The sequence below is a fragment of the Burkholderia sp. BCC1993 genome (genome assembly GCF_905339865.1).
GTDB lineage: Bacteria > Pseudomonadota > Gammaproteobacteria > Burkholderiales > Burkholderiaceae > Burkholderia.
The window spans coordinates 203,153-216,334 of the sequence record NZ_CAJPGZ010000014.1 but is presented as its reverse complement, the minus strand read 5'-3'; the positions used below and the strand labels follow the sequence as shown (position 1 = coordinate 216,334).

The window sequence follows — 13,182 nt, the reverse complement described above, 5'->3', positions numbered from 1 at the left end:
CGCGGGCAGAAATCAGACGTGCTGAATCGGGCCCGCGTACCGCGCAACGGTGTGGTCGTGCGTGAGCAGCGATACACCTTCCGAAATTGCCTGCGCGATCAATAGCCGATCGAACGGATCGCGATGGACCGCCGGCAACTGCTCGACGCAGAGAACGTGCGCGCTCGTGATCGGCAATTCCACGTAGCCGACATCGAGCAGGTTGCGACGGAGCACATGGGGGTCGACCTGGAAATCGTCCCGATCCAGTCCACGCTTGATCACGATTTCCCAGAGGCTCACGACACTGAAAAACAGGGTATGAGCCGGATCCTGAATGATCGACCGGGCGCTGCTCGGTAGTTCCGCAGCGTCGGCCGCCGCCCAAAGGAGCAGATGGGTGTCGAGCAGGACTTTCACGCGTCGCCCTCGAACAGCTTCCGAATGGCCTCGTCACCCATCGTGTCGAAATCGTCGGGAACCTGAATCTGTCCCTTCATGAAGCCGATCCGAGCCGGGGGAACGGCTTCAGGCGCATTGATCGGCACCACCTTGACGAGCGGCTTGCCGGCTTTCGCGATCACGAATGGTTCGCCCGCGTGGACGGCTTCGTCAATCAAACGCGACAGATTCGTCTTCGCGTCATGCATGTTGTAGGTCTGCATTACCTCATCCCGTGTGAACTAAGTTCAGTAATTCACTTAGCTTAGTCCGAATGGAACGGGCTTGCAAGACGGACAAGGTCAAGCGAAAACGGTCCAGCCTCCGCGTTCAGTGCCCCATCGCCGGCCCCGCGCCTTTCCTCGGCTTCGTGATCCACACGAGCGCCGCGAGCGCGATGAACACGCCCGCCGACAGATGGAAGAAATCGTTGGTCGCCATCATGAAGCCCTGCTGCGTGACGAGCTGGTTGAGCTGCGCGTTGGCCGTCTGCCCGACGATCCCGAGCTGCGCGAGCGCGCCCTGGTAGTCGGTCGTGTTCTGCGCGTAGATGCTCACCGATTCCGACAGCCGCGCGTGGTGATAGATCGCATCGTTCTCCCAGAACGTCGAGCTGGCCGCGGTGCCGATCGCGCCGGACAGCGTGCGCAGGAAGTTCGACAGCCCGGACGCGCTCGCGAGCCGCTCGTCGGAGATGCTCGACAGCGTGATCGTCGTCATCGGCACGAAGAAGCACGCGACGCCGATCCCCTGCACGAGCCGCGGCAGGATCACGTGGTTGAACGGCACGTCGAGCGTGAACGTCGAATTCCAGACCGACACGCCCGCGAACACGATGAACGCGAAGCTCGCGACCATCCGCAGGTCGAGCCGGTGCATGTTGCGCCCGATCAGCGGCGACAGCACCAGCGCGAGCAGCCCGACCGGCGCAGTCGCGAGGCCGGCCTTGCCGGCCGTGTAGCCCATCACCGTCTGCAGCCACAGCGGGAAGATCACGACCGAGCCGAAGAACGCCATGAAGCCGAACGAGATGATCAGCGCGCCGAGCGCGAAGTTGCGGTCCTTGAACAGCGACAGGTCGACCACCGGCTCCTTCTCGGTTGCTTCCCACACGAGCATGAACGCGATCGACACGACCGCGATCAGCGCGAGCGCGACGATGAAGCTCGAGTTGAACCAGTCGCGGTCCTTGCCGAGGTCCAGCATCATCTGCAGGCACGACACGCCGATCACGAGCAGCGCGAGGCCGATCGCGTCGATCCGCTGCTTCGTCGTCTTCGTCTCGCGGCCGCGCAGCAGGAAGTACGCGCAGGCCGCGGAGAAGATGCCGATCGGCAGATTGATGTAGAAGATCCACGGCCACGTGTAGTTGTCGCTGATCCAGCCGCCCAGCAACGGGCCGAAGATCGGCGCGACGATCACCGTCATCGCCCATAGCCCGAGCGCGAGCCCGCGCTTCGCGGGCGGGTAGCTGCGCATCAGGATCGTCTGCGACAGCGGCACCATCGGCCCGGACACGAGGCCCTGCAGCAGCCGGAACGCGATCAACGTCTCGAAGTTCGACGCGAGGCCGCACAGCGCCGACGCGATCGTGAACGCCAGCACCGACATCGTGAACAGGCGCACCTCGCCGACCCGCCGTGCGAGCCAGCCGGTCAGCGGCACCGCGATCGCGGACGCAACCGAATACGACGAGATCACCCACGTGCCTTCGCTCGTCGCGACGCCGAGGCTGCCCGAGATGGTCGGCACCGCGACGTTCGCGATCGACGTGTCGAGCACTTCCATGAAGGTGCCGAGCGCGAGCCCGACGGTGAGGAGCGCGAGCGCGCCGCCGGTGAGCGGCGCGGGTTGGGCGGCAGGTGGCGCGGCGGATGCCGTGGTGGCGGACATCGGAATCTCCTAGACGCGGCGCGCGCAGCGCGCCGGCACAACACACGGGCGCGCCCTATCGCACGGCCCGGACGGGTGGAACGGGTGAGGGGAGAGACGGAGCACGTGCCTTGTCATCTTCTGCCCAGACAGAGAAATAAGCGAATGCTTAACCTAGACATCGGGCCTCCTGCGCTCAGCAATCCGGTTCGTCGGGCTTCGGGCAGCCGGCGTCGCCGGGCCCGTTCGCGATGAACCGTTGCAGCAGGCCGGTGAGCAGCGCGAGTTCGTCGGCCGAGAAACCGGCGAGCTGCGCGTTCAACGCGGTCGCGATCAGCGACGGCAGCGCGCGGGCCGCCTCGGCGCCGCGCTCGGTCAGCGTCAGCTCGATCACGCGGCGGTCCTGTTCGCTGCGCGAGCGCGCGACCAGGCCCTTGCGCTCGAGGCGGTCGAGCATCCGGGTCATCGAACCGCTGTCGTACGACATCTTGCGCGACAGCTCGAACGGCGTGCGCGCATAGCCGCGCGACAGCAGCAGGATCACGCCGATCTGCTGCGCGGTGAGGTCGTACGGCTCGAGTGCGCGGTCCATTCGCTCGACGAGCGCCTGCCGGGCCTTGGTCAGGTAATAACCGAGGCTCGTTTCCAGTGCGATGGTGTCGGGATCGTAGAGGCCGCCGTTCATGCGAATTGCGCGCGCAGCAACAGTGCGTTTCAGGTCAAAACGCGCCCAGTATCTTGAAAAATGATTGCTTAGTCAATATTATTTCAGGCAACCAGTTACGACGTGCATGCTGCACTGCCGGAGACGATGTTCTGACCGCTCAGCCCGCGCTGCCGGGCACCCCGAGGATGTTCGCGATGCTGTTCCTGAAAAATGCCGCCGGCGCGCTGCGCCGCAACCTGACCGATACCGCTCATCATGTGTTCTCCGGGCCGCATCGCGGCTGGAAGATCGCGCTGTACGTGACGATGCTGGTGGTGCCGGGCGGATCGCTCGCGGCGCTCGGGTTCGCCTGGTTCGATCATCGCCGGCAGCGCAACGCGAAGGGCGCCGCCCGCCGCACGAGCCGGCCGGCGGCCACGGAGCCGTCGACATGGCGGTCCGCCGCCGATCCCGTCCCGGTACCCGCGCGCTGCCACTGACACCGCCCGCTCCCGTCATCCCGACCGAATGCCGGCCGCACCCCGCGGCCCGGCGTCGTCTGCGCCGCATTCGTCGCCTGCCTCGAGCGCAAGCGATCCGTAATGACCGGTAAACCGGCCGGCCGCGCCGGTAACACATTCGTGCCGCCGCGCACCGTACCCTTAGGGCTGCGCGGCGTTCCCGCCGTCAGTTACCATTTGTCCGCCAGCGGCACGACGACCGCATCGCGCGACGCCGCTCGCCGGCCGCAGCATCCCGACAGGAAAACCACCATGCCGTACGCTCCCCTCCCGCGCGCCCTTCGCCCGCTGAGCGCCGCCGTCGCCGTCGCGACGGCCGTGCTGCTCGCCGGCTGCGCCGTCGGGCCCGACTATCACCGGCCCGACACGTCGATCCCCGCCGCCTTCAAGGAAGCGCCGGCCGGCTGGAAGGTCGCGCAGCCCGCCGATCGCACCGACCGCGGTCCGTGGTGGAGCGTCTACCACGACCCGCAGCTCGACGCGCTGGTCGGCAAGCTCAACGCATCGAACCAGACCATCGCGCAATCGGCCGCCGCGTACCGGCAGGCCCGCGCGCTCGTCGCCGAAGCGCGTGCCGCGTACTTCCCGACCGTCGGGCTGACCGCGTCGGGCTCGCGCTCCCGCACGGGGCGCGCGTCCACGTCGTCGAGCGCGTCGGGTTTCGGCAGCAGTTCGTCGATCAGCAACAGCTACAGCGTCGGCCTCGATGCGAGCTGGGAACCCGACCTGTGGGGCAAGGTGAGCCGCACCGTCAGCGCGCAGCGCGCCGGCGAAGCGGCCGCCGCGGCCGATCTCGCGAACGCGCGGCTGTCGCAGCAGGCGCTGCTCGCGCAGACTTACTTCCAGCTGCGCACCGCCGATGCGCTGCAGAAGCTGCTCGACGACACCGTGAAGTCGTACGGCGAATCGCTGAAGCTCACGCAGAACCAGTACGCGCAGGGCGTCGCCGCGCGCGCGGACGTGATCCAGGCGCAGACGCAGCTGCAGAGCGCGCAGGCCGCGGCGATCGACAACGGCGTCGCGCGCGCGCAGTACGAGCATGCGATCGCGACGCTGATCGGCGAACCGGCATCGACGTTCTCGCTGGCGCCGAACCCGCTCGCGGCGGAGCCGCCGATCACGCCGGTCGACGTGCCGTCCGCGCTGCTCGAGCGCCGGCCCGACATCGCGGCGGCCGAGCGCCGCGCGGCGGCCGCGAACGAGCAGATCGGCGTCGCGATCGCCGCGTTCTTCCCGACGCTTACGCTGTCGGCCACCGGCGGCTTCCAGAGCTCGGTGTGGTCGCAACTGTTCACGCTGCCCGCGCGGTTCTGGACGGTTGGCCCGCAACTCGCGGCGACGCTGTTCGACGCCGGCCTGCGCGCCGCGCAAACGGATGCCGCGCGCGCGACCTACGACCAGGACGTCGCCGCGTACCGCCTCGCGGTGCTCACTGCGTTCCAGGACGTCGAGGACAACCTCGCGTCGCAGCGCATCCTCGCGCAGGAAGTCGACGTGCAGCGGCAGGCCGTCGACAGCGCCCAGCACGCGCTCGCGATCGTCACGAACCAGTACAAGGCCGGCACGGTCGCCTACCTGAACGTGCTGACCGCGCAGACCACCGCGTTCACCGCGCAGCAGAAGCTCGCGACGATCGCCGGCCAGCGGATGGTGTCGTCGGTCGGGCTCGTGAAGGCGCTCGGCGGCGGCTGGGATGCGTCGGACATGGCGCGCGAAACGGGCGACGTGGCGGCACCGGCACCGGCATCCGGTGCGGCGGCGCCGGCCGCGACCGCACCGTCGGCCGCCGTGCCGCTCGCGCAGAAGTAAGACGGAAAGGAGAGGGTGGCGCGCGTCAGCGCGTCGCGTCGCCGAAGATCAGCGACACTTCGTTGTTGCCGATCGGATGGCCGAGCAGGTTCAGCAGCCCCGCGAGGTTCGCCTGCTGCTCGGGCGCCGCATGCGCGGTGCCGCGAAACGAACCCTGGCCGGGGCCGAAGCTGCCGTGCCCGTCGAGGAACAGCGGGCCCTGCGTCGTCGACAGGTCGAGATCGGCGCCCGGGCCCTTCGCCTGCAGCACTGCGCGATACGACCCGAGCGGCTTCACGCGCGACACGCGCGAACTCATCGAATCGATCGTCACCGTCAGCTGGCCGAACGCGTTGTTGCCGATCATCCGCCAGTCGGTCCAGCCGAGCCGCACGTCACCCTGCAGGTCGAGCGTGTTGAACGGCGTGCCGAGCCCGGCAAGCAGCGACGCGGGCACGGCCATCGCGCCCGCCGACAGCACCGCGCCACGCCACGTCGCGTCGAGCGTGACGGCGTCGGGCATCGCCTCGGTCTGCCGCATGCGCATCTGCACACGCCCGGCCAGGAGCGGCCAGAAGCCCGTGGTCCATTCGACCCGGCCCGGCAGCAGCGTTGCCGCGCTCTGGTCCGCGCCCGGTGCGAGCATCAGCGTGCCCGACCCGTGCCACAACGATCCGTCCGGATCGACGAGGTTCACGTGGCCGCCGGTCGCGCGCGCGAACTGCGGCGCGATCCACGCGGCCGGCGCGAGCGCGACGAGCGTCAGCGCCGTCGCGAACCCGCCTGCCACCACCCACGGCAATGCGGCGACGAGCCGCCTGATCCCTGGCCTCATCGGCCGACCGTCGCTGGTTTCATCCACTGCGTCATTTCTGCGTCGAGGGTTGCATCACGGCCGTCAGGTCGACCTGGCCGTCTTCCTTCAGTCCGGTCACGTGCGCTTCGCCGACCTGCACCTTGAACTGCCGGCGCGCGTCGTCGAGCCACTGCGTCCACACCGGAAACGATGCGTTCTTCATCTGGACCTGCACGCCGTTGCCGACGACCTGCACCTGTGCGCCCTGCAGCCCGTGATCGGACAGCGACGCGGTGAGCGCGTCCTTCAGCGCAAGACCGGTCGGCGCGACGCCTTGCGCCGCGGCCGTCAACGACTTCGCCTCGTTGGCCTGCGCGGTCATCTGCGCGAGCTCCTGGCGCATCGTCGGCAGCGCGCGCCGAATCCGCGCACGGCCTTCCTCCGCGGGCGACCACAGCACCGAATACGCGATCGCGACGGCCAGCACGGCGCCGCCCCAGCCGAGCAGCGTCCGCTCGCGCGGCGTGCGCTCGCCCCAGAACTGGGCCAGCGTCTGGGTCAGTTGTTCCGTCTTCATGAGCGGCTCCGGATCGTCCATTTGCCGGTGCTGCTGTCGACTTCGCCGGTCAGCCCGTTGCGCGCGAGACGCTGCGGGAAATCGGGGTCGACCTTGACCTCCGGCTTGAAGCCGACGTCGAGCCGCCGGTCGTGATAATCGAGCGACGCGATACCGTTCAGCGGCAGCGCGCCCATCGAACGCGACAGCCCGCTCGACAGCGCGAGGAAATCGTTCGGCGACAGCTCGCCCGCCGCGAGGCGCAGCTGGTCGAGCTGACGCTGCATCTGCGCGGGCGGATCGAGCACCGTCGTCGTCTTCGGGAAGGCCGACAGCAGCGTCTCGGTGATCTGCGCGGACAGCGCGTCGCGCTCGCGCGACAGCTTCCACCAGTGCAGGTTCATCCCGATCACCGCGACGCCGAGCGTAGCCGCGGCGAGTGCGATCGGCACGCGCAGGCGCTTCAGCGTCGCGCGGTCGAAGCGCCACGGCTGCGATTCGAACTCGAACTGGCACAGATCGAAGCGCTCGGTCAGCGCACGCCGCGCGAACGCGTCGAACGGCAGCGGCTGCGCGCCCGGCAGCAGCGGGCCGTCGGCGCGACCGACCGACGCGAGGCGCGGCTCCGCGCCCGGTTCGCCGAGTTCGTACAGTTCGACGTCGCCGCCGCCCGCGAGCGCGGCAAGCGTGCCGCCTGCGCGCGACGCGGGCGCCGCGAACCCTTCGCCGAGCGCGCCGCGCGCGACCGCGAATTCGAGACGCGGCGCACCGGCCGCGGCCGGCTGCGCGCCGGCTTCCACGAGCACCGGTTCGATCGCCGTCGTGAGGCCGAGCACCGCGGCCACCGCGGTCGGGCGCGCGAGCGGCTCGACCGCATCCGTGATCGCGTCGGCTTGCGTGGCCTCACCGTCGGCATGCGCATCCGGTGCTGCTTCCGCCGCCGGCGCGCGCGGTGCGGGCAGGCAGCGCGTCGCGGGCACCGCGCTCAGGTGCCGGTGGCCGGCCGCGGTGAACGCATCGCAGATCGCGCGGAACCACGCGCGGTCGACGACGGCCAGCACGCGGCGGCCGTCGGGCAGCGCGACCGGATCGAGCGCGATATGGCAGCCGAGCGGATCCTGGATCAGCTGATCCTCGACGATGTTCGGCAGCGCCTGGCGCAGCTTCGGCCCCTTGAGCGGCGGCACGGTCGCGGCCAGCAGCAGCACGTCGCGCGCGGCGACGATCAGCACCGTCGCGTTCGCGCGCGGCAGCAGCGCGAGCGCGGCGCGGCCCGCGCGCTGCACCTGGCCGGCCTTGTCCACGAGCGTGAACGGCAGCTCGGGCCACTGCCATTCCTGCAACGGCACGGCCGGCTCGCGCGGCGGCAAAGAAACAATCAGCGTGCTCAAGAGCTCCTCTCCCGGATGGCGTCGTTATAGCTGGTCGCGGATGCGCACGACCCGCGTCGAGTGCGTGGTCGGATCACGATACACGAGCGAGGTGCGATCGACCTCCGCGCGATCGTGCTGAATCCGGCCATGCACGATGAAGTAACTCGAATTGACGTCGACGAGGCTCGAGTCGATCGTCACGTTCGGCGCGCCGGCGCCGCGCAGCGCGAGCTGCACGTCGCCGACGTTGCGGAAAAACACGGTCTCGCGCCGCGATACGAGCGCCTGCGCGGACGACACGCTCATCCCCGGCATCAGCGCCGCGATCACCTCGGCCGGCGCGGTGTTCATGTTCACCGGCGTCGTGGTCGGCAGCACGGTGACGAACGGGCGCAGCCGCGCGACCATTTCGGGCGTGACGCCGTCGACGTCGAGCAGGCTGTCGACGCCGGTCATCACGAGCGGCGCGGGCCCGCGGTCGCTGTCGGACATCCCCGGCTCGTCGGTGACGTTGCCGGTCATGTCGCCGCCGGGCACCGGCGCGGTCGCGGCCGTACCGGCGCCGGGCAGCGCCGGCGTCTGGAAACGCGTCGCCGAGTGCATCAGGCCCGCGCGCATCTGCAGCGCGATCCGCTTCGCGAGCGCGCCGTCGTAGCCGAGGGTCGTCAACAGCCGCTGGAACGCCTTGAGCTGCATCGCGTTGAGCTGCAGCACGCCGGGCGCCGGCGACGACACGAGGTTGCGCAGGTTGTACTTCGCCTGCGCGTCCTCGATCGATCCGGAGATGTAGGTGTCTTCGCCGCCGTTGTCGTTCGGCGCGCCGATCCGGCCGAGGAAATCCGACAGCTTGGTCTTCGCGATCGGCACGGCCCAGATCCCGCCGAGATAGGTGATGCCGGGCGCCGTGTCGCCCTCGGAGCGCAGGATCATGCGCGTCCAGTCGAGCGCGCCGCGTGCGACCCACTGCGCCTGCGCGATCACGCGCTGGTTCTCGATGCGGCGAATCTGCACCTGCTGGCGCCACAGCATCCCCGACACGAGGATCGCCGACAGCGCGACGACGAGCAGCGCGGTGATGATCGCCGCGCCGCGCTCGCGGCGGCCGCGTGCGGCGCCACGCGCGGCGAACCGGGTACGGTGAGGGCGCGCGCGCATCGTCATTCCCCGACGAGGAAGATGCGCGTGACGGGCACGCGCAGCGACGTCGCGCCGATGCTGACCTGCAGCCCCGTCACCGCCCGCGCCGGCGGCGCGTTGCCGATCTGCGGCACCTTCAGCGCATCGTTGTTCTGCGTGAGCGCGTCGTTGGCCGTCTGCAGGTTGGTGGTCCAGCCGACGCGCGGCACGTACAGCTTCGCGTCGATCGCACCGACGCCGCCCATCAGCGCGACCCAGCTCCAGCCGTCGACGCTGCTGTCCTTCAGCACGTCGCGCAGGCGGTTCGCGTCGTCGAGCGGCGGCGATGCATAGCGCACGACGCGCCCGCCGGCGATCCGGTAGCGGACCACCTGCAGCCGCGGCGCGGCGCCCGGCACGTCGAGCTCGCGGACGATCTGCAGCGTGTTGCCGGCGACGCCGATCGCCGGCTGGCCGGCTTCGTCGTCGGTCGCGGCGAGCCGCGCGTCGATGCGCATCTGGTCGAACATCTGCGCGAACACGCGCTCGTCTTCCATCGCGGCCGCAACCTTGTCGCGGCCGCGCATGATCTGGTCGAGCCCGCGCCACGACAGGATCGCGACCACCGCGAGGATCGCGATCGCGATCATCAGTTCGATCAGCGTGAAGCCTCGCACGCGGCGCGAGCCGGCGGCGCGCAGGGGCCGGCGCGGCATCGGCGCGTCAGAGCGGACGGCTGGTTTCATTCGCGACCACCGTCACCATTTGCGCGAGCACGCCGGCGCGCCCCGGCGTGCTCACCGACATCTGCACGCGCCGGAACACCGGGTTCGGCGTCGTGCTCACGCGCTGCGTGCAGACCAGCTGCAGGTTGCCCTGCGAACAGTCGAAGCTCTGTTCGCCGACCTCCGGCCACGCATGCGTGAGGCGCAGTTGCGCGAGCGCGTTGTCGGCACTCCAGCCGGCGAGCAGCCGGCGGTGGAGATCGGATGCATTGGTCGCCATCGTGCCGACCGCGCGGATCGACGCGGCGAGCGCGACCGCGATGATCGCGAGCGCGACCAGCACCTCGATCATCGTGAAGCCACGCGCCCCGACGAGGCCGGCCGCAGGCCGGTCTCCGGAGGAAGTGCTCCTGGGGTGCCCCGAAGGAAGTCCCCTTGGGGGGCGGGAAGCGGCCGGAAAGGGCAGGCGACGACGCATCGTCATTGCACCTCGTAGCGGCCGTTGCCGGTGCCGACGATCGTCGCGCTGCCGACCGCCGAATGCAGCGTCACGCGCACCGGCGTGTCGATGCTTTCCGTACCGAACACGACGCGGCTCGCGCGCGTGTCGGATCCGGGATAGTCGACATCGGCGCCCGTGACGCCGCCGTCCCAGTCGCGCGGACGCAGCACGTCGTCGCGCAGCGTGTGCCAGCCGTCGGGCGAGCTCACGTCGAAACGGAAACCGTGCGCGGTCGGCTGCCACGCGATCGGGCGCGCGCGTACCTGCGCTTCGTCGCCGGCCGTCTCGAACAGCAGCGCGATGCGCTGCGCTTCCTCGCGCAGGTCGGTGCGCGGATTGCGCGTCAGCGACAGCGACGCGAGCGACACCAGCAGGCCCGCGATCACGAGCACGACCAGCATCTCGAGCAGCGTGAAGCCGCGTGCGTGCGCGCGTGCCGCGGTCACGGCCGCGCCGCGCCGCACGCGGCCGTCGCGGCCGTCGCGGGCATCGCGGCGAGCGCGAGCGGAGCGCAAGGGCGTGCGAAGGGCGGGCATGAAGTGAAGAACGGGGAGAACGTCGGGACGGTCAGCGCAGGCTTACTGCCACGAACCGATGTCGGAATCGTTGCTCTCGCCGCCTTCCTTGCCGTCGGCGCCGTAGCTGAACACGTCGATCTCGCCGTGCACGCCCGGGTTCAGGTACTTGTACCCGTTGCCCCACGGATCGTTCGGCAGGCGCTCGAGATAGCCGCCGTCCTTCCAGTTGTTCGGGATCGGATCGGTGGTCGGCCTCTGGGTCAGCGCGTTCAGGCCCTGCTCCTGGGTCGGATAGCGGCCGTTGTCGAGCCGGTACAGCTTGAGCCCCTGCATGATCGTGCCGATGTCCTGCTTCGCGGCGATACGGCGCGCCTCGTCGGGACGGCTCATGATCTTCGGCACGATCAGTGCCGCCAGGATCCCGAGGATCGCGACCACCACCATGATCTCGATCAGCGTGAAACCGCGCTGACGGCGCACGGCCGCATTACGGCGAGTGATCCACGTTTGCATGACTGACTACCTCTTCCAAAAAATGTCGTCGATTAAGTGACGCACCCGGCGCATTCCGGACGTTTGCCTGACGGCCAGCTTCCGTTTCCCCCGGGCGCGGAGCACGCATTGTAAGGCGCGCACTGCCGAGGGCTTTCACCCAACGCAAATTTCATATACATCCGTACAATAGCGCGCATGAACGCGCTCTCGATCCGGATCCTCTCCCTAGCCCTCTTCGCGGGTTTGTGCGCGACGGCCACCTACTGGGTCGTCACGCTGTCGGCCCGCGAAGCGCCGCTGCCCGCCGCCGCCGCGCGGTTGCCGATCCGCACCGAGGACGCCGCCGCGCTCTTCGGCGGCCAGCTCGACAAGAATCCCGTGCAGGACATCCACCTGTTCGGCATTCTCGCGCTCGATCATGGCGGCGCCGCGATTGTCGGCATCGGCGGCGAGCCGCCGCGCGCCGTGTCGCTCGGCGCGGAGCTCGCGCCCGGCGCGAAGCTCGCCGAAGTGCGCAGCCGCTCGATCATCGTCGACCGCAACGGCGCCCGCGCCGAAGTCCAGCTCCCCGCGAACACGCCGTCCCCCGCGATCTACATGCGTTGAACGGCGGTGGCCTGACCGGCGGTCAGGCCGTCACTGCACCATGTTGTTCAGCTCGATGATCGGCAGCATCACGGCCAGCACGATCACGAGCACGATCCCGCCCATCGCCAGGATCAAGAGCGGCTCGAGCAGGCTCGTCAGGAACATCGTGCGCCGCTCGAGCTCGCGTGCCTCGCCTTCCGCCGCGCGATCGAGCATCGTCGTCACGTCGCCCGTCGCCTCGCCGGAGCGGATCAGGTGCACGAGCACCGGCGGAAACGTCTTCACGTTGTTCAGCGCGCGCGACAGCGCGGAGCCTTCGCGCACGCGCACGATCGCGTCGTCGATGTTCGCGCGCATCGCGCGGTTCGACAGCGTCTCGCCGGCCGCCTGCAGTGCGCGCAGGATCGGCACGCCGGCCGCGGTCAGGATGCCGAGCGTGCTCGCGAAGCGCACGGTGTTGTAGCCGCGCACGAGCTTGCCCGCGAGCGGCGCGGTCAGCACCCAGCGGTCGAACGCGAGCCTGGGCCCGTCGCGCGACAGCGTCGCCTTCACGACCCACACGACGAGCGCAGCCGCGATCAGGATCGCCCACCACCAGTGCCGCACGAAATCCGACAGCGCCATCATCACGACCGTGAGGATCGGCAGCTGCTGCTTCGTGCTCGCGAACACGTTGACGACCTGCGGCACGACGTAGCTCAGCAGGAACGTGACGATGCCGAACGCGATCAGTGTGACGATCCCCGGATACGTGAACGCGAGCAGGATCTTCTGCTTCAGCGCGTTGCTCTGTTCGATGTAGTCGGCAAGGCGCGACAGCACGATGCCGAGCTTGCCGGTGTGCTCGCCCGCCGCGACGAGCGCGCGATAGATTTCCGGAAAGTCGCGCGGATGCTGGCCCAGCGCATTCGCGAGCGAGTGGCCGCCGAGCACTTCCGCGCGGATCGCGGCCATCAGTTCGCGGATGTAGTCGCGCTCGGCCTGCTCGGTGAGCACGCCGAGCGCCTCGTCGAGCGGCAGCCCCGCGATCAGCAGGCTCGCGAGCTGGCGCGTGAGGATCGCCTGCTCGCGCTGCGACAGCTTGCGGCCGAACGCGAGGCGCTGCGAGCGCGCGCCGCGGCTCGCGCTGGCGGCCGGCTCGACCACCAGCGGCGTGAGCCCCTGCGTGCGCAGCTGGCCGCGCGCGGCGCGCGCGCTGTCGGCATCGATCACGCCCTTCTGCGCGCGCCCGGCCGAATCGATTGCTTCGAAACGGAATGCCGACAT

Annotated in this window: 16 protein-coding genes; 3 read left to right on the top strand and 13 right to left on the bottom strand. The window is 69.6% G+C overall.

Annotation, left to right across the window (positions count from 1 at the left end):
• Positions 1 to 12 precede the first annotated feature (12 nt).
• The 4 genes from U4Y91_RS24280 to U4Y91_RS24265 all read right to left on the bottom strand — a co-directional run bounded on the left by U4Y91_RS24280 (position 13) and on the right by U4Y91_RS24265 (position 2,977).
• Positions 13 to 399, bottom strand: coding sequence for a type II toxin-antitoxin system VapC family toxin (locus U4Y91_RS24280; protein WP_321807190.1), 387 nt, complete (start codon positions 397 to 399; stop codon positions 13 to 15).
• Positions 396 to 644, bottom strand: a complete 249-nt coding sequence (locus U4Y91_RS24275; protein ID WP_321807189.1) for a type II toxin-antitoxin system prevent-host-death family antitoxin — start codon at positions 642 to 644, stop codon at positions 396 to 398. Before U4Y91_RS24275 ends, U4Y91_RS24280 begins: the two co-directional genes overlap by 4 nt.
• 106 nt (positions 645 to 750) lie before the next feature.
• The gene (locus U4Y91_RS24270) at positions 751 to 2,313 is read right to left on the bottom strand and encodes a DHA2 family efflux MFS transporter permease subunit (RefSeq protein WP_321807188.1); all 1,563 of its coding nucleotides are present in this window, start codon (positions 2,311 to 2,313) and stop codon (positions 751 to 753) included.
• Positions 2,314 to 2,488: 175 nt separating this feature from the next.
• Positions 2,489 to 2,977 carry a MarR family winged helix-turn-helix transcriptional regulator gene (locus U4Y91_RS24265; protein ID WP_124613189.1) on the bottom strand — a complete coding sequence of 163 codons (489 nt, stop codon included), beginning with the start codon at positions 2,975 to 2,977 and terminating at the stop codon, positions 2,489 to 2,491.
• A 176-nt stretch (positions 2,978 to 3,153) separates the two neighbouring features.
• Here U4Y91_RS24265 and U4Y91_RS24260 point away from each other — a divergent pair, with 176 nt between their 5' ends.
• Together U4Y91_RS24260 and U4Y91_RS24255 are read left to right on the top strand one after the other, a co-directional pair.
• On the top strand, positions 3,154 to 3,438 hold the full coding sequence (locus U4Y91_RS24260) for a multidrug ABC transporter ATPase (RefSeq protein WP_082088525.1): 285 nt from the start codon (positions 3,154 to 3,156) through the stop codon (positions 3,436 to 3,438).
• Positions 3,439 to 3,711: 273 nt separating this feature from the next.
• Positions 3,712 to 5,268 (top strand): efflux transporter outer membrane subunit, encoded by a 1,557-nt coding sequence (locus tag U4Y91_RS24255; RefSeq protein WP_321807187.1) that lies wholly within the window; start codon positions 3,712 to 3,714, stop codon positions 5,266 to 5,268.
• Between the two features lie 25 nt (positions 5,269 to 5,293).
• On the opposite strand, the gene U4Y91_RS24250 is transcribed toward U4Y91_RS24255, so the two are convergent.
• The 8 genes from U4Y91_RS24250 to gspG are packed head-to-tail and all read right to left on the bottom strand — an operon-like array spanning position 5,294 to position 11,346.
• Positions 5,294 to 6,082 carry a type II secretion system protein N gene (locus U4Y91_RS24250; protein WP_321807186.1) on the bottom strand — a complete coding sequence of 263 codons (789 nt, stop codon included), beginning with the start codon at positions 6,080 to 6,082 and terminating at the stop codon, positions 5,294 to 5,296.
• 31 nt (positions 6,083 to 6,113) lie between these two features.
• A complete protein-coding gene (locus U4Y91_RS24245) occupies positions 6,114 to 6,620 on the bottom strand; it encodes a type II secretion system protein M (RefSeq protein WP_321807185.1) in 507 nt (168 codons plus the stop codon).
• Positions 6,617 to 7,990 carry a type II secretion system protein GspL gene (gspL, locus tag U4Y91_RS24240; RefSeq protein ID WP_321807184.1) on the bottom strand — a complete coding sequence of 458 codons (1,374 nt, stop codon included), beginning with the start codon at positions 7,988 to 7,990 and terminating at the stop codon, positions 6,617 to 6,619. Before gspL ends, U4Y91_RS24245 begins: the two co-directional genes overlap by 4 nt.
• A gap of 24 nt (positions 7,991 to 8,014) precedes the next feature.
• Positions 8,015 to 9,127 (bottom strand): type II secretion system minor pseudopilin GspK, encoded by a 1,113-nt coding sequence (gspK, locus tag U4Y91_RS24235; RefSeq protein WP_257775099.1) that lies wholly within the window; start codon positions 9,125 to 9,127, stop codon positions 8,015 to 8,017.
• Between the two features lie 2 nt (positions 9,128 to 9,129).
• On the bottom strand, positions 9,130 to 9,834 hold the full coding sequence (locus U4Y91_RS24230; protein ID WP_321807183.1) for a type II secretion system protein J: 705 nt from the start codon (positions 9,832 to 9,834) through the stop codon (positions 9,130 to 9,132).
• Positions 9,812 to 10,297: a type II secretion system minor pseudopilin GspI gene (gspI, locus tag U4Y91_RS24225; RefSeq protein ID WP_321807182.1), complete on the bottom strand. Its 486-nt coding sequence runs from the start codon at positions 10,295 to 10,297 to the stop codon at positions 9,812 to 9,814. Before gspI ends, U4Y91_RS24230 begins: the two co-directional genes overlap by 23 nt.
• Positions 10,294 to 10,851: a GspH/FimT family pseudopilin gene (locus U4Y91_RS24220; protein ID WP_321807181.1), complete on the bottom strand. Its 558-nt coding sequence runs from the start codon at positions 10,849 to 10,851 to the stop codon at positions 10,294 to 10,296. Before U4Y91_RS24220 ends, gspI begins: the two co-directional genes overlap by 4 nt.
• Before the next feature lie 42 nt (positions 10,852 to 10,893).
• Positions 10,894 to 11,346 carry a type II secretion system major pseudopilin GspG gene (gene gspG / locus U4Y91_RS24215; protein ID WP_321807180.1) on the bottom strand — a complete coding sequence of 151 codons (453 nt, stop codon included), beginning with the start codon at positions 11,344 to 11,346 and terminating at the stop codon, positions 10,894 to 10,896.
• A 177-nt stretch (positions 11,347 to 11,523) separates the two neighbouring features.
• Here gspG and U4Y91_RS24210 point away from each other — a divergent pair, with 177 nt between their 5' ends.
• A complete protein-coding gene (locus U4Y91_RS24210; protein ID WP_011882773.1) occupies positions 11,524 to 11,934 on the top strand; it encodes a hypothetical protein in 411 nt (136 codons plus the stop codon).
• 30 nt (positions 11,935 to 11,964) lie between these two features.
• On the opposite strand, the gene gspF is transcribed toward U4Y91_RS24210, so the two are convergent.
• Positions 11,965 to 13,182: a type II secretion system inner membrane protein GspF gene (gene gspF / locus U4Y91_RS24205; protein ID WP_321807179.1), complete on the bottom strand. Its 1,218-nt coding sequence runs from the start codon at positions 13,180 to 13,182 to the stop codon at positions 11,965 to 11,967.

Coding starts and splice junctions, on each gene's coding strand:
- U4Y91_RS24275 (WP_321807189.1), bottom strand. CDS start 644: ATGCAGACCTACAACATGCATGACGCGAAGACGAATCTGTCGCGTTTG.
- U4Y91_RS24270 (WP_321807188.1), bottom strand. CDS start 2,313: ATGTCCGCCACCACGGCATCCGCCGCGCCACCTGCCGCCCAACCCGCG.
- U4Y91_RS24265 (WP_124613189.1), bottom strand. CDS start 2,977: ATGAACGGCGGCCTCTACGATCCCGACACCATCGCACTGGAAACGAGC.
- U4Y91_RS24260 (WP_082088525.1), top strand. CDS start 3,154: ATGCTGTTCCTGAAAAATGCCGCCGGCGCGCTGCGCCGCAACCTGACC.
- U4Y91_RS24255 (WP_321807187.1), top strand. CDS start 3,712: ATGCCGTACGCTCCCCTCCCGCGCGCCCTTCGCCCGCTGAGCGCCGCC.
- U4Y91_RS24250 (WP_321807186.1), bottom strand. CDS start 6,082: ATGAGGCCAGGGATCAGGCGGCTCGTCGCCGCATTGCCGTGGGTGGTG.
- U4Y91_RS24245 (WP_321807185.1), bottom strand. CDS start 6,620: ATGAAGACGGAACAACTGACCCAGACGCTGGCCCAGTTCTGGGGCGAG.
- gspK (WP_257775099.1), bottom strand. CDS start 9,127: ATGCGCGCGCGCCCTCACCGTACCCGGTTCGCCGCGCGTGGCGCCGCA.
- U4Y91_RS24230 (WP_321807183.1), bottom strand. CDS start 9,834: ATGAAACCAGCCGTCCGCTCTGACGCGCCGATGCCGCGCCGGCCCCTG.
- gspI (WP_321807182.1), bottom strand. CDS start 10,297: ATGACGATGCGTCGTCGCCTGCCCTTTCCGGCCGCTTCCCGCCCCCCA.
- U4Y91_RS24220 (WP_321807181.1), bottom strand. CDS start 10,851: ATGCCCGCCCTTCGCACGCCCTTGCGCTCCGCTCGCGCTCGCCGCGAT.
- gspG (WP_321807180.1), bottom strand. CDS start 11,346: ATGCAAACGTGGATCACTCGCCGTAATGCGGCCGTGCGCCGTCAGCGC.
- U4Y91_RS24210 (WP_011882773.1), top strand. CDS start 11,524: ATGAACGCGCTCTCGATCCGGATCCTCTCCCTAGCCCTCTTCGCGGGT.
- gspF (WP_321807179.1), bottom strand. CDS start 13,182: ATGTCGGCATTCCGTTTCGAAGCAATCGATTCGGCCGGGCGCGCGCAG.